The organism is Acidobacteriota bacterium, from assembly GCA_029861955.1.
Classification (GTDB): domain Bacteria; phylum Acidobacteriota; class Polarisedimenticolia; order Polarisedimenticolales; family Polarisedimenticolaceae; genus JAOTYK01.
This window is the reverse complement of the sequence record JAOTYK010000006.1, coordinates 64,754-83,977: the sequence shown is the minus strand read 5'-3', so window position 1 is coordinate 83,977 and position 19,224 is coordinate 64,754. Positions and strand designations below refer to the sequence as shown.

The following is a 19,224-nucleotide window of genomic DNA, read 5'->3' as shown; positions in this document are numbered from 1 at the left end:
ATGGCCGAGCTCCTGCAGATCCGAGATCCCCTTCGCTCCCTGGCGCGTACGATGTCGAGGACGATCGAGACGTTCGACCTGATCCGTGATGGCGATCGCATCCTTGTCGCCATTTCCGGCGGCAAGGACAGCTACACCATGCTGCAACTGCTCGATCGTGCTCGTCGTCGTGCTCCAATTCGGTTCGAACTCGTCGCGTTTCATCTCGACCAGAAACAACCGGGGTACGACGGAGCGCCACTGCGAGCCTGGCTGGAGGCGGCCGGCATCGAATTCGTGATCCATGGGGAAGACACGTACAGCGCGGTGCTCACGACACAGGAGCGGACGGGCGAGCATACGTATTGTCGTGTCTGTTCTCGTCTGAGACGGGGAATTCTCTACGAAGCGGCCGATCGGTTGGGCTGCAACAAGATCGCACTGGGTCATCATCGAGACGATGCCATCGAGACGCTTCTTCTAAACCTGTTCTTCTCGGGTCGGCTGCAAGCGATGCCGGCCCGCTACACGACCAACGACGAACGATTCGAAGTCATCCGCCCTCTCATCGAGTGCTCGGAGAGTTCCATTGCGGCCCACGCGGAACAGGCCCGCTTTCCGATTCTGCCTTGCAACCTTTGCGGGTCTCAGAGCGATCTCAAACGAGTCGAGATCAAGCGCCTGCTGACGGACCTCGAAGAACGCATCCCCGATCTTCGCTCCGTGATGACCGCGGCGCTCAAGAACGTGCGTCCAAGTCATCTACTGGATGCCGAGGTTGCAGAAGCCTGGAGCCGATCGGCCGATCAATACGAGCCGCGTCGCTAGCCCGCGCGAGCTTCCAGCAAAGCATCCGCCAGCGAACGGAGGTCTGTGTACTCCCAATCGGGAACCGGCGAGTTCGGTCGGGGTTCCGCTTGACGGTTGATCCATGCCGACGGCAGTTCTCTCTGGTTGGCAGGCTCGATATCGTGGAACAGACTCTGCGCGGCATGGAGCCAACTCCTTGCGCCAATCTTCTGCGCCGCGGTCTCGAAGTGTGCGGGCCCCGGTTTGTAGCCCCGGACCTCCTCCGCGGTGACTCGAAGATCGATCGGAACACCCAGAGACTTCAGCGTGCCGTCCAACAACTTGTCGTCGACGTTCGAGAGGATTCCCACCTCGATCCCGCTGCCACGTATGGCGCCTAGCGCAGCGATCGTATCGGGAAACACGGGCCATGTCGGCAGGCTATCGGCCAGGAACTCAGCCTCGGCCCCAGTGAGCGTCCAACCCAGGCGTCGACCGATCTCCATCGCAGTGAGACGCAACACGTCGCGATAGGAGCGATAGGCCCCGGCCTCGAAGCCGGCCTCAATCTCGATGTAGTGATCCAACACCTCGGGGACGTTCACAACGTGCCCTGCTCGCCCGGCTACGGTGCGAAACGCGTCTGCGATCCCGCCACGCCAATCGACCAGAGTCCCGTAGCAGTCGAACGTCACAACGTCGAAGACGGGTAGTCTCGCCGACTCCATCAGGGTTTCTCGAGGACCTCTTCGACTGCAGCCACCAGCTCGTCCATCGAGAACGGCTTTCGAAGCACCCGGGCCGCCCCTAGTACCTTCGCGCTGTTGAGGAATACATCGTTGGGCGCGCCGCTTATCGCGATGAGTCGGATCGACGGGTGGCTCTTCCGCAATGAACGAATGACCTCGATGCCGTCGAAGTCGGGCATGAGGATGTCTGAAATGACAACGTCCGGTTTGAACTCGTCGACAATACCAACCGCCGCCGCCCCGTCTGCGGCGTCGCGCACCTCGTACCCCGATTGTTCCAGCCGAATCCGCACGAGCCGACGAATCATCGGCTCGTCGTCGACGATTAGAATCGTTCTGGACACGCGAGTCACCCCCAGTTTTCCCGATCTTATGCTATGGCCCTTCTTATCGAGGGAGAACGACCGGAGACGGCGTCACCACCCGCTCGACCGGATTCTCGCCTAGCATCTCAAGTAGATACGCAACGGCGCGCTCGAGGGTGGGGTCCTGGCCCTGACTCACGAGAGTCGGATGATCGACAACCTCCTCATCCGGTGCAACGCCCTCGTTCTCGACAGCCCAATTTCCGTCGGTATCGATGAACCGAAATGTGGGTACGTTGATGGACCCGCCGTCGATGAACCCGGGATTGCCGGAAAGACCGATGAGCCCTCCCCATGTCCGTGTCCCCAACAGTGGGCCAAGTCCGAGCTTCTTGAAATAGTACGGGAACGCATCTCCGCCGGAACTTGAATAGTGATTCGTCAGGCAGACCTTCGGACCGACATGCGAATACTGAGGCGTCGGGTTCGGCTCTACCCCGCGAAACTTCCAGTAATTGAGACGCTCTCTCGTGAGCAGTTCGACCATTCGATCGGGAATGAAACCACCACCGTTGTAACGAACGTCGATCACCAGGGCGTCGCGATCGGCCTGCGGGTAGAAATACTTTCGCAGTTCGCGATTTCCATCGGTGGCGGTATTCGGTAGGTGGATATAGCCGACTCGACCACCGGAAAGACGATCGACGAGATCGCGACGGGACTGGGTCCATTTCAGGTATCGAAGGTTGGTCTCTCGGGCCAACGGGCGAACGATTTCGACACGTGCCCCCTCTTCTTTCGGTCGATCGTTGACGAGCAATTCGACCTGATGCCCCGCGGTCCCCTCCAGAAGTCGATAGAAATTGTCGACTCCCTTCGTGCTGACGCCATCGACGGCGAGGATCCAATCGCCCTCGTGAACGTTCACGCCGGTCTCCGTCAGGGGCGAACGAAACGCGTCGTGCCAGTTCTCGCCGGGGAAAACTTCGGCGACCCGATAGAAACCTGACGGTCCTTTCTGGATCTCCGCCCCGAGAAGGCCTCCGTCTCGACGCGGCACGGTCGGCATGTCTCCGGAGTTGACGTAGTAGTGACCGGCGTTGAGTTCCCCACCCATTTCGCCGAGGATATAGTCGAGATCGGCGCGATGATGCACATGCTCGACCAGAGGTTCGTACAGGTCGTGAATGGCATCCCAGTCGACGCCATGCATCTCCGGGTCGTAGAACCAGTCCCGTGTAATTCGCCACGCGTCATTGAAAATCTGAAGCCACTCGGCAGCCGGGTCCACGCGTGCCACCAGTCCGCTCAGATCCAGGCCCCCGGATGACGCGTCCTGCCCGGCCTTTCGATCGATGATCCGCCAGTTCTCACCCTGAGCGACCAGGAGCTTCGATCCGTTGGCGGAAAGCGCGTAGTTCCCGCTGCCCTCGAGGATCGTCTCGGTCTCCTCACTCTCGACGTTGAACTGTCGGATCGACGGAGGCGAGTTTTGGTCGAATTGCGCGAACACGAGTCCGTCTTCGGTTCCTGCCAGGCTTCCGTAGTTCCCTGCCGACGCGGGAAGCGCCACCACGCGATGTGCGATTCCTTCCACATCGATCGTGACACGCACGTCCTCGCCCTCCGCCTCGTCGTCGTCGGCCTCCTCCTCTTCCGATTCCTCCGATTCGGTGAACGGCTCCTCATCGCTTGTTGCCTTGAGGAGCGACGGACCGTCGCTACTCAGTGTCGCCGCGTAGATCCTCGTCGGTCGTGTGTAGAAATAGTTGAACTCGTAGCCGCTGAACGTGAGGTTGTAGTCGCGGTCGGAAAGGAAATAGAGAAAGTCGCCCTTTCCTCCGAATACCGGCTGGTAATCATTGGTAAATTCGTCCGTCAGGCGATGTTTGTCTCCGGACTCCAGATCGTGGACGTAAACCGATGAGAACTGGCTGGCGTCGTTCTTCGTATAGGCGAGCCAGCGGCTGTCGGGAGACCACGAGTAGCTGGTGATGTCGTTGTAGTCGGAGTGATCGACGTCCGTCACCCTTCCGGTGTCGATCGTGACGTAACGCAACCGTTGGCTTCGGTCCCCCCACGCCAACATCTTCGAGTCGGGGGACCAGACCGGCGGGAATCGCCAGACGTCTCCGCCGCTGGTTACCCGACGCTCCTCCCCCTTGCCGTCCTGTCGTCGGACATAGATCTCGTACTCGCCGCTGCGGTCACTCTGGTACGCGAGCAGACGACCGTCCGGCGACCAGGCGGGGTGCAGCTCCCGGACCCCGGCAGATCGCGTGAGATTCCTCGCCGAACCATCTTCGGCCGGGACGGTGAACATCTCGCCGCGGGCCACGAAGACGGCGCGCTTCCCGGTCGGAGAGATATCGCCACCGGTGACCCAGTCCGACACATTCCGCAACCCGGCAATCGTACCGACAAAGTTACCGTTTAGCCGGATGTCGATCCGCTCACTCTCATCCGCGCCCGGATCGAAGCGGTGCAGACTGCCTCCCGCCTCGTAGACGACCTGCTTCGGCCCCGCACTGGGCCACAACACATCGAAGTTTTCGTGGTTGGTCACTCTGCGAAGATCTTCGCCTGACGTCGTCATTGCGTAGAGGTTGAGCCGCTTTTCTCGATCCGACGTGAAGTAGATGCTGTCTTCGACCCAGACGGGTTGGTTGTCCGTGGCGACGTGATCGGTCAACTGGCGCGCATCGTGCGATTCCAGATCGAAGATCCAGACGTCCTGTGCACGGCCGCCTCGGTAACGCTTCCACGTGCGAAACTCGCGATCGATGGGGGTGTAGACGTACTGTTTTCCGTCGGGCGACAACATGCCGCCACCCGTCTCCGGGACGGCGAGCGGTTGCTCCATACCCCCATCGACCGGAACGACGTAGGGGCGCCCCAGTCGAACACCCCACGGCAGCCGGTTGGCGCGAAACACCACGTGCTTCCCGTCGCGGGTCCAGTCGAGAACCCGGTAATCGAATCCACCACGCGGTGGCATGGGCCCCACATCGTTGTAGAAGGTCAGCTGTCGCTGGTTGCTCCCATCCGCATCCATGACCCAGACCTGGCGATTTCCGGAGTACTCGGCGGAGTAAGCGACCCGGCTTCCGTCCGGCGAGAACTTCGGAAAGAGCTCCTGGCCCGTGTGTCCGGTTAGTCGATGGCCCTCGCCTCCTCGGCTACTCGCTATCCAGATGTCTCCCGCGTGCACGAAGACGACACGATCGCCGTGGATGTCCGGGAAGCGCAGTAGACGGGTACTCTGTTTGTCCGCTGCATGGAAGGACCCGGTCACGAGCCCAATTGCTATGACCATCACGAACCGGGCGGCCCACAGGGCGGTGGCCCTGCGATCTTGGAAACGCATCGTTCATCCCCTTATGGTCTGGGTACGTACCGCACGGCTGGCGGAGTCACCCGCGGGGATGATACTAGAGTGAGACGGTGGGCCGCCTCTCGATCAGGTCCGCTTCTTACGCTTCCGAGCGGCGGCGCGATGCTGCCTGCCGAAGAAGACGTTAATCGGATTCGACCGCGACAGGAAGGGCACGGTCAATCGCTGACGATGTCCTAGGCGTGCCAACTGGCGTCGAAGCTCGGTGTGCTTGGGTTCCTGGCGCAGGCCGCTGATGACGGCCTCGTGAGCCTTTCCGCGGAAGCCTGCGGCCAGGAGCGTGTGGCTCAGATTGAGATACAGATCCGGGTTGTAACGCTCGATCCGTGTGGCCCGTTTGCAACAGCGAACGGCTTCATGTCTCTTGCTCCGAGTCTTGCTCAGACACAGGCCGTAATAGCTGAGGTAGCGAGCCTGAGGGTCCTTGACGTTGAACCGTTTCTCCAGCGAGACGGCGGCCTCAAAAAAGGCGAGCGCCTCGCGCATTCGGTTCTCCCCAAGCGCAGTCACCCCGTGCTCAAAACTCTCTTCTGCAGCGCGCATCAGCATCCGACGGTCCCTCCACCCTCTTGTATCAATTCCAATATCGGCCCCTGCGGACGGACGTTCCATACCCGATTTCGTGGGCTGAATAACGGAATCGTGACCGCGCCTGGAGAATTTCGGAACCCGTCACGGAATTCTCCCGTATCGTCTAGTGACACGTGGAGCGGAGAGTCAAGAAATGACACAAGAACCTAGGCGTCTATACCGCAGCCGGCGGGGCCAGATATTGGGCATCTGCGCCGGTCTCGGAGAGTATTTTGACCGTGATCCGGTTCTGTTCCGTCTGGCGTGGGCCGTCGTGACCCTGACGACAGCGGTGGTCCCCGGTCTTCTGGCCTACGGGGTTGCCTGGCTCATCATGCCGGCCGAGCCGATTCGTCTGCCTCGCTCGACGACCGCCGCGCCGTCCTTCGTCGATCCGCAACCGTAGAGCCGATCAGGCGAATCGGCGGCTCAGGTGATGAAGGGCCTGGCGCTGCCACCATTCCCATTGATGATGGGAATCGCGGCCCCAGAGATCGCATTCGTGTGGAATGTCCTTCGCCTCGAGAAGGCTGGCGAGTTGCTGGGTCTCCTCGATATTGCCGTCCTCCCATCGGCCCTGCCCGCAGACCAGACTTAGATGGGTATGACGACGTATGGCTTCGAGTGGCTCGCCTTCGAGTCCGGGAACGTACGCGAGCGGATTCGAAAAATAGATGTCGCCGTCGGAATACCCGTCGGTAAGCCACGTGGCATCGTAGCGACCACTCATACAAAGTGCGTACTGGAAGGTCTGCGGGTTCTTCAGTGCGAAGTTGGCAGAGTAGAGAGCTCCGAGGCTTGTGCCGGTAACGGCGATGGGGATCTGTTCACTCTTACAATCTTCACGAATCAACTCTGCCAGCTCTTCGTTGATGTAACTCTCGTATGCACGATGGCGGGCCATCCTCTCCTGCGGCGAACCTTCCTTGCGGGTCCACGCCTCGGCGACGTTGGATTCTGTGCAGAACAGCTTGATCTTGCCGCCGTCGATCAGATCGGAGAGGGCGTCCACCATCCCATTGGCATCCCACTCATGGGCCATGCCGGCTGCCGACGGGAAGACGAGCACCGGCATGCCGAAGTGCCCGAAGCGCCAGAGGTGAACGCGGCGACCCATCGCGGCGCTCTCAATCAACTCGTGCTTACGAAACATCCGTCCTCTCCGCTCCTGGGGTTCGGGGCGACACCTTACACCAGCGTCGTGTACCGCGCCCGACGACCCGGTCAGTCCTGCAATAACTTGTCGAACTGAAACTTGCGACCGCCCAGAGCGGCCCACGCGGCGAAAACGGTCAGTGCAGCCGGCAACAACAACGTCAAGTATGCGGTGGACGCGTACCACGCCCCTAGGTTGGCCGTCAGCGGAATCGTCGACAGGATATTGGCGCTGATGATCGTCACCGCAGCGGCCAGCAGTCCGCGACGGACGATGATCGTCACCAACATCAACCAGACGAGCGCCGAAACGACGATCGTCAACGTGATCACGAGCGGATCGGAGATCGTGGTCAGGGCCCCCGCGGCCTGAATCACCGTCATCATTACGAAGGTGGCGGCGACAGAGATCTTTCGCCCGCGAAAGACGATGCGAAAGATGACCAACAGGAACAGAACGGCCACCGGGAGGATCATAGCCTGGCGCACCTGACCGATCGTGATCCCCATGGCCTGTCGGTAGCCGTCAAGCGCGGCGACGCTTACGGCGCTAGGAGCGATCGCCGTCTTCCCGAGCCACGACGGCAGGAGAGTGGTCAGGCTCCCAAGAACGGACATGATCGCGCCGCCCGCGACGCCCACGAGGAGATCTCTTCCGACCCAGGGATCTTTCCAGCGTCCGGTCAGGAGCCTGGTCCACGAAATCAGGGTGTCCGGCCACAGCTTCCGCATGTAGGGCTCGACGGCCACGTAGAACGTCCAGACCATCGCTCCGAGAAACAACGACGTCTTGATAGCGTCGATCAGGAGGAACAGCTCAGCCCCCACGGTGGCCACGTGGTGGGCCACCAGGAGCCAGGTCGCCAAATTCACGCCGACCATGAACAGTGCCAACCGCAAAGCTCCACGTGTGTCACTGCGTCCAAGGCGAATGTGTCGGCGAGCGACAAGTCCTGCGATCAGCACCAGTACCGCGACAATCGACAGAATCACGATACCGACCGTCTGATTGGCCCCTCCGGTGGTCTGGGCGGTTCGCGTTCTTTCGGTCCAATCGGCCGTCACACGCATCCAGTTGACCCGTCCCGCCGTGGCCCCGACATCCACATGGACGATCTCATCGTTGTCGGGATAGTGTGCCGTCCACGCTTTGCGCACGTCGGCATGAACCACCGGGCTCCAGACCGGGGCGACCTCCTGCAGCGTTTCGAGGTCAAGACCCGCGAGACTTATCGGCTGAATCCAGTCGGGTTCGGCAATGTCGACAGGCTCCTCCTTCCCGCCCTCGCTCTCGTCGGGAGTTCGCTCGTCGGGAACCGCGACGAAACTGAGGAGTCGTCCGCTGCTGTCGGTAGTGACGCTGATCATGCCGGCCAGCACGAGAGGTGGATTGGTTGACGACGGAGCGCCGGCTGCTCTGGACGCGACCAGCCGATTCGGGCTCTGTCGATAGATAAAGATCAGCGGCGATGGTCGAACCATGTGAAGGTCACGCCACGCGTCGCTGCCACTCAATGTGTCGGTTCGGTCGTTTTGATAGTCGTTGTCGTAGGCGTAGCCGCCGATCCGATCCAGCGCAGCGTCGCTATAACCCATCTCCGTGATGATGTTTCGCGCATCGGCCATCAACGCAGCGGGTGGTTTGGCCTCGGGGAAGAAGTTCGGTAACCGGAGCTGGTCCGACATCCAGATCAGCATCGCCAACGCAACGAGCGAGGTTGCGACAAGCCCCAGGACGATACCGGGATGCAGTCCCTCGCTACGCCCCGCATCCGCCACCATTTCTGGAGACGGGGTCTCCCCTGCCGCCAGGGCTGCAGCCAGCGGATCTCCACCCGGCAGTGACGCCGCGACGTTCAGGGCGGACGCCGGTCTCCGTGACGAGTCCTTTTCAAGACAACGCAGGATCGCCTGCTCGACAAGCGGGTCGATATCCGGCACAAGCGTGGTGGGCGTCGATGGCATGGACTCTTGTTGCAGCCGGCTGATCTCGGCGACCGAGGATGCGTCGAATGCCTTGTCCCCGGTGAACAGTTCGTAAAGCACGAGGCCAAGTGCATAGACGTCACTCTGGACCGTGACTTCCTTGCCGGAGAGCTGCTCGGGAGACATGTACGCCGGTGTCCCGACACGGACTTCATTGCCGGAGAACTCCTCCGCGAGGCCAGCCAGCCCGAAATCCGTAATCCGGACCTGACCGCGCCCATCCAGCATGATGTTGGCCGGCTTGAGATCTCGATGAATGATTCCCTGCGTGTGGGCGGCGTGAAGCCCCGCGCAGATCTGACGCGCGATCTGGGTTGCCTTGTCGCTTGAGATCCTGCCGATGCGACGGAGCAGCGTCGACAGATCTTCGCCGTCCACGAATTCCATCGAGATGAAGTGTTGGCCGTCGATCTCACTGATGTCGTAGACACGACAGACGTTGGCGTGGGAGACCTGACGGGCGATGCGGACTTCGTGAAGAAACCGCCGGAGTCGATCCGGATTTTGCGCCAACTCGATCGGCAAGAATTTCAGCGCGACCGATTGGCCCAGCTTCACGTCGTCGGCCCGATAGACCTCCCCCATCCCTCCCTTGCCCAGCGGGCCGATGATGCGGTAGCGGTCTGCCAGCAGAACACCCGGTGCGAACCGGTCCCCGGCGGTCGTCTGAATTCCACTCACCGAGGACGTGGTCGAGGAGATGCTGGTCTGGGTGATATCGGCCGAAGTGGGGACGTCGGCTCCGCAGTTTCCACACGATGTCGAATTGCCGGTGACAGCCGATCGACAACTCGGGCACGATCGCATGAACTGGCTCATCGCTGTTGAACCCGGGAGCCACCCACAACGGCCAGACGCTGCCCCTCGTCGAAACGGACCCAGCACTTCGTCCCGCCGTCGTAGTCCGGCGCCTCCAGAAGCAACGACGCCGGCTGCCCGCCGACGGTGCATGGACGCTCCGACGCCGTATCGAGACCGCGCCAGGTGCGGATGAATGGGTTCTGCTCCCACTCCTCACCGATGGTCGAGGAATCGGTGTGTCCGGGATACACCTCTGTTCCGTGAGGCAGTCGCATCAGGATGTCCATGATCGAGTACTGAAGATCCTCAAACGAGGCGTGACCGGGTCCGACCGTTCCGCCGACGGTTCGTCGAAACAGGGTATCGCCGGTGAACACGCGCTGCTCGTTGACGAGATACGCTAGTTGCCCCACCGTATGGCCGGGAGTGAGAAGCGCGCGGATATGTAGATCCCCCACGACGAGCTCATCGCCGTCCTCGAGTTGTTGGTCCAGGCGACCGAATAGCTCTCGCTCGTTACGATGGCCGCAGACGGGACAACCAAATCGATCGCGATAGGCATCATTGAATTGGACGTGATCGATGTGGTGGTGGGTGCAAAGGACGTAGGTCAGTTCCAGTCGGAGGCTCTCGAGCTTGTGCACGATCGGCCCCATCGGACCGCCGGTGTCGATGAGCACCGCCTTCCCACCGGGACGATCCGCCAGGAGATAGGTGTTCGATAACCAGCCGTCGCTCATGCTCTTTTCGACGATCATCGAACGTTTACCCTCACCCAAGTGCGCGCCAATCTATCACGACACGCTGATTTCCCCGTGGTCTCGGTGCTATTGTGGGTCAGCGGACGTTGCACACCAGGCGGAATCGGACCGGACCATGAAAGTCCCTCTCGGCGAGAAGCAGGCGCAATCGGTTCTGCTGGTACGCGCATTCGAGGAATCGGATCGCAAGGGGCAACTCCTCACCGAGAATCTCCGATCCGGCGCGACTCGACGCGCTTTGATGGTAACCGGGTTCTCCAGGTCGGGTCCGAAAACCCAGATGGCTGACTCGGTTCGCAACAGCGAGACCATTTCCCGCCGGGCCCGCATCATCTACGAAGCCCTACGACGGCGAGTTCCGATCCTGGTCTCGATCATGCATCTCGTTCGACTCGGTAGCGGAACCACGCCCTCGTTGCTCGGACTATCGCTGCTGCTTGGCATTCTCCTCATGCGCGTGGCAACGCGGGACGGGATCGACCTGTTGGCCTGGCCGATCTACCTGCTCCTATTCTGGAACCTGCTGGCCTATTTCATGATCTTTGTGATGGAGCTTCTCCGACGATGGGTTACCCAGGTCCACGCCGCCAGCGAGAGAATTCGTCATCGACTCCTGCGTCGCGGTATTGCCACGTACCTCGCGGCGACCTTTCTGCGGTGGGCGTTGTGGCGACGGTTGCAACGATGGAAATTGAGTCACGACGGTAATCCACGTCGAAGAGAGATCGTCACACGGGCGGTGATCCGGTTCGCCGCACTCTGGCATCGACTGGCCGGCGACCTGCTTTCGGCGCGAGTACGAGAGCTTCTTCACTGGTCGGTGGTGTTTCTCGCTATCGGCATTTGTCTCGATCTTCAGATTCGGGGAAGTGACTCGGGCGCGAGGATCAGTTGGCACGGCTCGTGGTTGGAGGTCGGGCACGCCCACGTGTTCCTCGAAACGGTCCTCGCTCCGGCGTCGTGGATCACCCGTTTGCCCGTGCCGGATCTGGCCGCCGTCTCCGCGCCGGGAGACGTCGGGCGCTGGGTTCTTCTGCTCTCCGTGACGCTCGCCCTTTTCGTCATTCTCCCGCGAACGTTGCTTGCCATCGGTGAACGACTGCGATCGCGACGGCTTGCGGCGGGTCTCGGCGTCGATACCGACGACGGGTACTATCGTCGAGCGTTCGTGGAGTGGCGTGGTGACAGCTCGAGAGCCGTCATCCATCCGTTCGGCTATCGCCCGCCACCGCCGACCATCCCGTCCGTCAATGCGGTGCTCTACGATCTACTCGGAGCCCGCGCGGCCATTCAGTGCGCCGAGCCTGTCGACTCCACACGCTTCCAGACGATGATCCACGAACTTCGATCTGCGGGCGACGAGCGTCGTCGTACGCGGGTCGTACTGTTCAACCTGTCTCAGGACCCGCATCCCGAGATCCACGGTCGGTTTCTCATTGATCTCAAACAACGCCTCGAACAAACGGGCGAGAGGCTGTTGGTTCTCGTGGATCCCGCCCATGCTCTCCAGACGCGCACGCCGTCGCGGGAGAGGAAGCGCCGCATGGAGATCTGGCGCTCGGTCATCGCCGGAACGGGACTCGAGACAGAGGAATTGAACGTCGGGCGACCGACGGGAGACGATTGGCTGGGGCGGGTCGCCAAGAACGCGTGGCTCCCCGCATCCAACCCCTAGCGACCAGGATCTTAGGACCGTCCCTTCGACGGCGTCGTTGCTCCGCCCTCGGGACGCGAGTCCTCGCGAAAGTGACATCCTCGACTGGTTGGATTGCGGCCGGCCGCGCGGGCGATCACCGACGCCACCAGTACCGAATTTCGCAACCCGATCAGATCGTCGGTGAGATACGCGCGGCCGTAGAATTCCTCAATGTGGAGGAGGAGTCTCTGCAACTCGCGGTTGGCGCGATCGAGCCGATGGGCGTTGCGAACCAGGCCGACGTAGTGCCACATGACGTTGCGAATCGCCTGAAGATCGACCTGGATGAGGGCTGGATCGGCCTCGTAGGTGAGATCGCTCTCGTCCCATTCTGGAATCGTGCCGGTGGCGGTTCTGGGCAGCGACGGCGCCTGCCGAATGTGTTCCGCGGCTTGCTGCCCCCACACAAGCCCTTCGAGAAGCGATGTACTGGCCAGTCGATTGGCACCATGAAGACCGGTGCACGCGACCTCACCTATCGCATAGAGATTGCCCAACGTGGTGCGGCCATGGAGATCCGTCAGGACTCCGCCGCACGCGTAGTGAGCCGCGGGGACGACAGGGATCGGCTGGCGGGCGATATCGATGTTCACGGTCAGGCAGGCGGCATGAATCCAAGGGAACCGTCCACGAATGTAGTCGGCGTCTCGCTGCCCCGCGATATCGAGGAGAACGTACGGATGATCGCTCGCCAGCATCTCGGCGTAGATGGCCCGTGCGACGACGTCGCGGGTCGCCAACTCCAACTTGTCGGGTGCGTAGCGAACCATGAACCGTTCGCCGTCGGGAGTTAGCAGCCGTGCTCCTTCACCCCGGACAGCTTCGCTGATGAGGATCTTCATCACCCCGGGCATGTGCAGCGTCGTTGGATGAAACTGAACATACTCGGAATTCACGACGCGTGCTCCGGCGCGATAGGCCATCGCCAGACCGTCACCACGGGCCCCCGGTGGGTTCGAGGTATTGAGATAGATCTGCCCGAGCCCTCCGGTAGCAAGGACGGTGGCATCCGCTACGATCGGCTCGACCCGTCGCGCTTGACTATCGAACACGTAGGCACCGCGGCAATCCGGTGGATCGTAGACGGCCAATGGGTCGCGAGAGTGATGAGGGAACGTCAACAAGTCGACGGCGGTGTGGGAGGTCTTCAGTTCGACGTTGTCTCGCTCGGACAGTGACCGCAATAGAGCCTGCATGATCGCGCGGCCGGTCCCATCGCCGACGTGCAGGATGCGACGCTGTGAATGGGCAGCCTCGAGTCCATATTGCAGACTACCGTCGTCCGCCCGATCGAAACCGACACCGGCCTCATCGATCAGGACGGACTGCAGAAGTTCGGGACCGCGCCGCGCAAGTAGATCTGCCGCGCGGTCAAGAGTGAGCCCTGCACCGGCCTTGAGAATATCGTCACTCAGCAGAGGCGAAGAATCGCCATCGCCGATCCCGACGATGCCGCCCTGTGCCAGGCTGGAGTTGCAGTCCTCGGGTTCGGCGGCACGAGTCAGAACGGTGATCTGTCGCTCGCCGTCTCGGGACAACTCGAGCGCCGCGGTCAGACCCGCAAGCCCCGAACCGATGATCAGGACATCTGTTTGGTGGGGCATTCAGGTCCCGACGTCGCCACACTCGGTGGCACCGCAAGCATTTTTCTGATGGACACCTCGGCACGTACGCGGATGTCGTCGGGAACCTCGATCTTGTAGCGATCGTACAAGAGAGCGTCGCGGGTCTCCTCGAGTGTGATCTCGTTCATGTGTGGGCAGCGAACACTACACATGCGTAGCATCTCTTTATCGGGGTTGGCGCCGGCAATATTATCGCCCATCGCACATTCGGTGAGGAGAAGGTAGCGACCGGCGCTGGACTCCTCGACAGCCTTGATCATCGCGGTCGTGCTTCCCGAGTAATCCGAGGCTGCAACGACCTCCGGGCTGCACTCGGGGTGCGCCAGGATCATCGTATCCGGGAACTGCTTGCGGACGTTCTCTATATCCTCGACGGTAAACTTCTCATGAACCTCGCACCGACCATGCCAACCGATGAGATCCGGTCGTGAATCCTCCGAGACCACTTCGAAGCTGCCGTCTTTCGCCGGCAGCAAGATGGTCTTGCCGGTTTCGATCGCGACATTTCGGGCGAGGAACTCATCGGGGAGGAAGATGACCTGATCCGAGTCCAGACTCTTGACGACCTCTGCCGCGTTCCCCGACGTACAACAGACATCCACTTCCGCTTTGACATCCGCATACGTATTCACGTAGCAAACCACGGGAATATCAGGAAACTGTTCTCGAATCCGACGGACGTCTGCTGCCGTGATGCTCGAGGCCAACGAGCAGCCTCCGGCGGCAGACGGCAAGAGCACCGTTTTTGTTGGACTGAGGATCTTCGCGGTCTCGGCCATGAATCGAACACCGCAGAAGACAATCACATCCTGCTCGACCGCGGCGGCACGTCGGCTGAGTTCGAGTGAATCCCCACGAATATCCGGAACGGAATGAAATAGTGCCGGCTCCATGTAGTTATGAGCAAGGATGACAGCATTGCGTTCACGCTTGAGAACCTCGATCTCCGCCGCGACCTCGGCCTTCATTCGCAACTCGAAGTCAGGCATGACATCGGAGAGGCGCCGCTTCAGATTCTCGTAGATCGAGTCGATCATTTTGCTCCACCATCCATCTAACGAAAGTACCAAAGCGGGGTACGGATCGCAATTTGAACACCGTTATAATCCCCTCGCGATACGGTGCCCCTCTGGCGAGGTTTATCGTGGAATAATAGACCGTTTCCCTGAGGAGCCGAGATGAACGTTCTGGTGGTTTCGCCGGGTTATCCCGGCGAGGTTGGTTACTTCACACGTGGCCTGGCTGCGACCGGCGCTCGCGTATTCGGGATCGGTGACCAGCCGCGTTCAGCACTCGCCGAAGAAGTTCAGGATTGTCTCACCGCCCATCTTCATGTGCCGAACCTTTGGGACCTCGATCAAACGGCCCAACGGGTTACCCACGAGGCCCACTCCAACGGAATCCGTTTCCACCGCATCGAGTGCCTGTGGGAACCCGGCATGATGCTGGCGGCGAAACTTCGTGAGGTCCTCGGGGTCCCCGGCCTCAACATGGTGCAGACCCATCCGTTCCGCGACAAGGAGGCCATGAAGCAGACGCTGGATGCGGCCGGGATCCGGACGCCGCGTCATCGGCACGCACGGACACTCGACGAATGCAGGGACGCCGCACGCGAAATCGGTTACCCGCTGATCATCAAGCCGATCTCCGGCGCCGGCTCGTCGGACACGCATCGAGTGGATAGCGACGATGAGTTGTCGCGCGTTCTCCCCTTGCTGGGCCACGTGGAAGACGTCAGCGTCGAGGAGTTTATCGACGGCGAGGAGTTCACATACGACACCATCTGCGCGAACGGGGAAATTCTCTACGAGAACATCGGCTACTATCGTCCACGCCCACTCCAGCAGAAACAGTTCGAGTGGATCAGCCCAAGTTGCGTCTGCGTTCGGGACATCGGCGTCTCCCATCTGGCGGATGGACGACGCATGGGCCACGAGGTCATTGCGGCGCTGGCGTATGACACCGGATTCACCCACATGGAGTGGTATCGAAAGGCCGATGGCGAAGTGGTCTTTGGCGAGATTGGCGCTCGACCGGCCGGGGCACGACTTGTGGAAGCGATGTGTTTTTCAAGCGACGCCGATATCTTTCGCGCGTGGGCCGAGGCGATCTGCCACGGGCGCCTGCTGCATCCGGTTGAACGACACTACAACGCCGGGATCGTGTTCAAGCGTGCCCGTGGCGAAGGAAGGATTCGACGGATCGACGGTGTCGATAAGATCCGCGAAGAGTTCGGTCATCATCTGGTGAAGGTCGACCTGCTACCGATCGGAGCACAACGACGGGACTGGCAGCAGGCACAGATCTCCGACGGCTATCTCATCGTTCGTCACGAGGATCTCGATGCGACGTTCAGCATGGCCGATCGAATTGCCGATGAGGTTCAGCTGTACGCGGAATAGCGTCGTCTCTAGACTGGAATGGTGGCCGTACCGTTGTCCGCCTGCCCGCCGCGATGCTGACCGTCGTGAACGCGGACCCACACGCCGAATACGAATAGGTAGACGTGGTCTCTTCTCATGACCGGCCACTCTCGACCGTCGGTCCAGCCCCCGGACGTCGACGGATGCATCGTGTAACCGGTGGTCGCGCGCGCTACGAACGGATAGATCCAGCGTTCGGAATAGCCGATCGCGATGCAGCGCCGACAGAGGTGCGGGTCGGAGAACGCGCTCCAGGACTGCTCGTCGGCGAACATCTCGCCGTTGTATGCCGAAAATGTCCTTGCCAGGTCATTCTGCTTGTGAACGCTGAGCACCGACGCGATTCGCGGGTGAACCATGAATCGGCGGGCCGGCAGTCCATCGTCGACCAACAGATCGCGATCGGACCCGACGTTCACGAGGAATGCAAGATCGTCGGCCACCATTTCGGGCATTCTCCGAATCAGTGCACCGCGCCCGACCCATAGCCACAGACCGGCCTGGACCAGAACCACGATCAGAAGGACTTGAGCCACGCGGCGAATCGGGCGACGCCGCCGCGTCTGATCCCGTCGCTCTGGCTGCTCTTCGCCCTCGATCATCGTGTCCTCCTGGTGTTTGCCATTTTAGACCGTCTGACCGGTCGCGCTGTTAGAATCCTTCGAGGGGAGGTCTCGATATTCGAATCTCGCACCTAGTTGCCGTCGGTCTCGGAGGTGGGGTCGGCTCGATCCTGCGGTTTGCACTCACCCGGCTCGCCGAACGTACCGTGATCGCCGCCGGTCTCCCGCTCGGAACGCTCATCGTGAACGTCACTGGCTGCCTGGGCGTTGGTCTCCTGTTCGGCTGGGCGCCGTGGCGTGGGAACACCGACCACGTCCTCCATCGTCTTCTTGCATTCGGGTTTCTTGGCGGGTTTACGACCTTTTCCGCGTTCGGCCTGGAAGCGGTGCAACTGGTCCGGCAGGGAGAGACCTGGCGAGCCGTCAGCCACATCGGGCTGCACTTGATTCTGGGTTTCGTCGCTGTGGCGGTTGGCTTGATCTGCGGAGGCCAACTGCGCGGTGGCGAGTGAGAGGCGCGCCCGTCGCCCACGGGGTACGATGAACAGATGAGCTTCGAGGACTGTGAATCGCCTTCCGTCCCGTGGAAGGTCTTGATCCAAACGACCGACGATTTTCATCTTCAACTCGTCTGTTCGCTTCTTGGAGTGGCCCAGATTCCTCATACCGCTCAGGGTCAGTCCGCTCTTCGCCTCTATCCGTTGGGTGCCGCAGGCACGAAGACGACGAATCGGATGCTTGGCGCGACGGTGAAGGTTCCGGAGGATCGGCTCGAGGAAGCACGCGCACTGATAAGCGAGCCCGCGGTGGACATCGAGGACCCGTCATGAAGCAACGACTTCGCATCGTCCTTCTTCTCTTGCCACTGCTGGTGATCGGGAGGGTCGTGGGTCAGGAATCACCCCAGCCGGACCAACGCACGATCGAAGAGACGATGCGACAGCTCGAACAGGATATTCCCGGGCCGACCATGCGACTGGCTGCCGGTCGCCAGGCCGATGGAACGACTGACGTCAACGCCGTCCAGAGATTTGTCGAGTCGATGGTTGGAGAGACCTATCAGCGGGACGGCAATCGTACTTACTTCAGGTTGGCGGACAGCGAGATTCTTGTGATCTGCGATCCGGATGCGAACCGAATGCGCGTCATGACGCCGGTAGCCGAGGCGGACGGTCTATCACCGAACGACGTGGTTCGGATGCTCGAGGCCAATTTCGACGAGGCGCTCGACGCAAGGTACGCGCTCTGGAGTGACGTCGTGTGGGCGATCTTCGTTCATCCGCTTGCGGAACTCACACAACTCGAGTTCACAAGCGCGGTTCGCCAGGTGATCAACCTACAATTGAACTACGGAAGCACTTTCAGTAGCACCGATGTACAGTTCGGCGGCGAGACGGAAACGCCCTAGCAGCCTCGGGAATCTACCTTCGCCCCCGACGGCGAATCGGGGCACGCGTCGAGTCCGTCGTAGACTCCGTCGCCGTCGCCGTCCAGCGGGCAGCCGTTGCGATCGACTTTGGCGCCTGCCGGTGTTCCGAGGCAACGATCCATGCCAAGTCCGTCATGAACGCCGTCGCCGTCATCATCCCGCGGGCATCCGTCGGCATCGACTTCAACACCCTTCAACGTCCGGAGACACTTGTCGGCGCTATCCAGGACGCCATCCTCGTCGGCATCTCGCGGAGTGGCTAGACGCCCTCGCGTCGGCAGCAACGAGGCCGGGACGGGAGTTGTCTGCGGATAGTTTGGCGTGATTGCCGGGCACCCGAAACGATCAACGCCGGTCCCCGCCGCGGTGTGAGGGCAGCGATCTCGGGAGTTGACGACGCCGTCTCGATCTCCGTCTCGGACTCCGCCGACGGTCCACCCCAGACCGACCAGAGCGTCGATGGTCGTCAGATCTTCCCCGACAAAACCGTCCTCGGCCAGACTGCGGGAAACTCGGAGCTCCCAGCGTAGGCCGGCTCTGCGCCCGACCGGGACTCGCTGGCCGATGCCCGCCGATGCGACGCCAGTGGTGAAGTCAAGCGCGTTGTCGAACGTCAATTCGGACCAACCCCAGCCGGCGGAAACAAACCAGCGCGAATACCCGTCACGTCCCCACGTGTACGCGATCGCCGCTCGGCCCGTGATCGAATCACCGTCTCCGCGGAACCCGACGGTCGTGAACTCCGAAAGCAGCAGGTCCGTATACCAGTCCCAGTTCTTGAACAACGGCCCGGAGAGAAACGCGCCGAACGAGGGCTCAAAACTCTCCGCGCCGTCGCCCACGACGACATCGTCCGACTGGGTGAAGCTGCCGAGCACACCGATCTCAACAGGTGCACGATCTTGCGCCGCCATGGCCAGAGTGGATACCGACAGACCGGCTAAAAGCATCCACAGCAACGATCGTGTTCTCAATTTCGACATCGGCGAGGCTCTCCAG

The 19,224-nt window shown here is 61.2% G+C and carries 18 protein-coding genes; 6 read left to right on the top strand and 12 right to left on the bottom strand.

Translation table 11 applies throughout. The annotated features are described in order from the left end of the window. Complete coding sequence (ttcA, locus tag OES25_04195) at nucleotides 1–807, top strand: tRNA 2-thiocytidine(32) synthetase TtcA (protein MDH3626839.1); 807 nt, start codon at nucleotides 1–3, stop codon at nucleotides 805–807. On the opposite strand, the gene OES25_04190 is transcribed toward ttcA, so the two are convergent. From OES25_04190 to OES25_04175, 4 genes are all read right to left on the bottom strand, one after another. Then, nucleotides 804–1,496, bottom strand: a complete 693-nt coding sequence (locus tag OES25_04190) for an HAD-IA family hydrolase (protein MDH3626838.1) — start codon at nucleotides 1,494–1,496, stop codon at nucleotides 804–806. The two genes, ttcA and OES25_04190, sit on opposite strands and share 4 nt — an antisense overlap. Next, on the bottom strand, nucleotides 1,496–1,861 hold the full coding sequence (locus OES25_04185; GenBank protein MDH3626837.1) for a response regulator: 366 nt from the start codon (nucleotides 1,859–1,861) through the stop codon (nucleotides 1,496–1,498). The genes OES25_04190 and OES25_04185 overlap by 1 nt, the downstream gene beginning before the upstream one ends. A gap of 43 nt (nucleotides 1,862–1,904) precedes the next feature. Continuing rightward, nucleotides 1,905–5,189 (bottom strand): PDZ domain-containing protein, encoded by a 3,285-nt coding sequence (locus tag OES25_04180; GenBank protein ID MDH3626836.1) that lies wholly within the window; start codon nucleotides 5,187–5,189, stop codon nucleotides 1,905–1,907. A 93-nt stretch (nucleotides 5,190–5,282) separates the two neighbouring features. After that, on the bottom strand, nucleotides 5,283–5,702 hold the full coding sequence (locus OES25_04175; protein MDH3626835.1) for a hypothetical protein: 420 nt from the start codon (nucleotides 5,700–5,702) through the stop codon (nucleotides 5,283–5,285). Nucleotides 5,703–5,940: 238 nt separating this feature from the next. Between OES25_04175 and OES25_04170 the strand changes: the two genes are divergently transcribed. Further along, nucleotides 5,941–6,192, top strand: a complete 252-nt coding sequence (locus tag OES25_04170; protein ID MDH3626834.1) for a PspC domain-containing protein — start codon at nucleotides 5,941–5,943, stop codon at nucleotides 6,190–6,192. Between the two features lie 6 nt (nucleotides 6,193–6,198). Here OES25_04170 and OES25_04165 read toward each other — a convergent pair whose 3' ends face one another. From OES25_04165 to OES25_04155, 3 genes are all read right to left on the bottom strand, one after another. Further along, nucleotides 6,199–6,939, bottom strand: a complete 741-nt coding sequence (locus tag OES25_04165; protein ID MDH3626833.1) for an alpha/beta hydrolase-fold protein — start codon at nucleotides 6,937–6,939, stop codon at nucleotides 6,199–6,201. A 71-nt stretch (nucleotides 6,940–7,010) separates the two neighbouring features. After that, nucleotides 7,011–9,734 (bottom strand): serine/threonine protein kinase, encoded by a 2,724-nt coding sequence (locus OES25_04160; GenBank protein MDH3626832.1) that lies wholly within the window; start codon nucleotides 9,732–9,734, stop codon nucleotides 7,011–7,013. Between the two features lie 8 nt (nucleotides 9,735–9,742). Further along, nucleotides 9,743–10,507 carry an MBL fold metallo-hydrolase gene (locus OES25_04155; protein ID MDH3626831.1) on the bottom strand — a complete coding sequence of 255 codons (765 nt, stop codon included), beginning with the start codon at nucleotides 10,505–10,507 and terminating at the stop codon, nucleotides 9,743–9,745. A 97-nt stretch (nucleotides 10,508–10,604) separates the two neighbouring features. Between OES25_04155 and OES25_04150 the strand changes: the two genes are divergently transcribed. Next, entirely contained in the window at nucleotides 10,605–12,164 is a 1,560-nt protein-coding gene (locus OES25_04150; protein ID MDH3626830.1) for a DUF2868 domain-containing protein, read from the top strand. 11 nt (nucleotides 12,165–12,175) lie between these two features. Here OES25_04150 and nadB read toward each other — a convergent pair whose 3' ends face one another. After that, nucleotides 12,176–13,789: an L-aspartate oxidase gene (nadB, locus tag OES25_04145; protein MDH3626829.1), complete on the bottom strand. Its 1,614-nt coding sequence runs from the start codon at nucleotides 13,787–13,789 to the stop codon at nucleotides 12,176–12,178. Then, complete coding sequence (nadA, locus tag OES25_04140) at nucleotides 13,765–14,847, bottom strand: quinolinate synthase NadA (GenBank protein MDH3626828.1); 1,083 nt, start codon at nucleotides 14,845–14,847, stop codon at nucleotides 13,765–13,767. Before nadA ends, nadB begins: the two co-directional genes overlap by 25 nt. A gap of 141 nt (nucleotides 14,848–14,988) precedes the next feature. Here nadA and OES25_04135 point away from each other — a divergent pair, with 141 nt between their 5' ends. Beyond that, complete coding sequence (locus OES25_04135; protein MDH3626827.1) at nucleotides 14,989–16,212, top strand: ATP-grasp domain-containing protein; 1,224 nt, start codon at nucleotides 14,989–14,991, stop codon at nucleotides 16,210–16,212. An 8-nt stretch (nucleotides 16,213–16,220) separates the two neighbouring features. Here the strand turns inward: OES25_04135 and OES25_04130 are convergent, their stop codons facing one another. Both OES25_04130 and OES25_04125 read right to left on the bottom strand, forming a co-directional pair. Next, on the bottom strand, nucleotides 16,221–16,835 hold the full coding sequence (locus OES25_04130) for a hypothetical protein (GenBank protein MDH3626826.1): 615 nt from the start codon (nucleotides 16,833–16,835) through the stop codon (nucleotides 16,221–16,223). Between the two features lie 92 nt (nucleotides 16,836–16,927). Further along, on the bottom strand, nucleotides 16,928–17,416 hold the full coding sequence (locus tag OES25_04125) for a hypothetical protein (GenBank protein ID MDH3626825.1): 489 nt from the start codon (nucleotides 17,414–17,416) through the stop codon (nucleotides 16,928–16,930). Here OES25_04125 and OES25_04120 point away from each other — a divergent pair. Both OES25_04120 and OES25_04115 read left to right on the top strand, forming a co-directional pair. Further along, nucleotides 17,345–17,626: a DUF2007 domain-containing protein gene (locus OES25_04120; GenBank protein ID MDH3626824.1), complete on the top strand. Its 282-nt coding sequence runs from the start codon at nucleotides 17,345–17,347 to the stop codon at nucleotides 17,624–17,626. The two genes, OES25_04125 and OES25_04120, sit on opposite strands and share 72 nt — an antisense overlap. After that, entirely contained in the window at nucleotides 17,623–18,204 is a 582-nt protein-coding gene (locus OES25_04115) for a hypothetical protein (protein ID MDH3626823.1), read from the top strand. The genes OES25_04120 and OES25_04115 overlap by 4 nt, the downstream gene beginning before the upstream one ends. On the opposite strand, the gene OES25_04110 is transcribed toward OES25_04115, so the two are convergent. Next, nucleotides 18,201–19,208 carry a thrombospondin type 3 repeat-containing protein gene (locus tag OES25_04110; GenBank protein MDH3626822.1) on the bottom strand — a complete coding sequence of 336 codons (1,008 nt, stop codon included), beginning with the start codon at nucleotides 19,206–19,208 and terminating at the stop codon, nucleotides 18,201–18,203. The two genes, OES25_04115 and OES25_04110, sit on opposite strands and share 4 nt — an antisense overlap. Nucleotides 19,209–19,224: the final 16 nt, after the last annotated feature.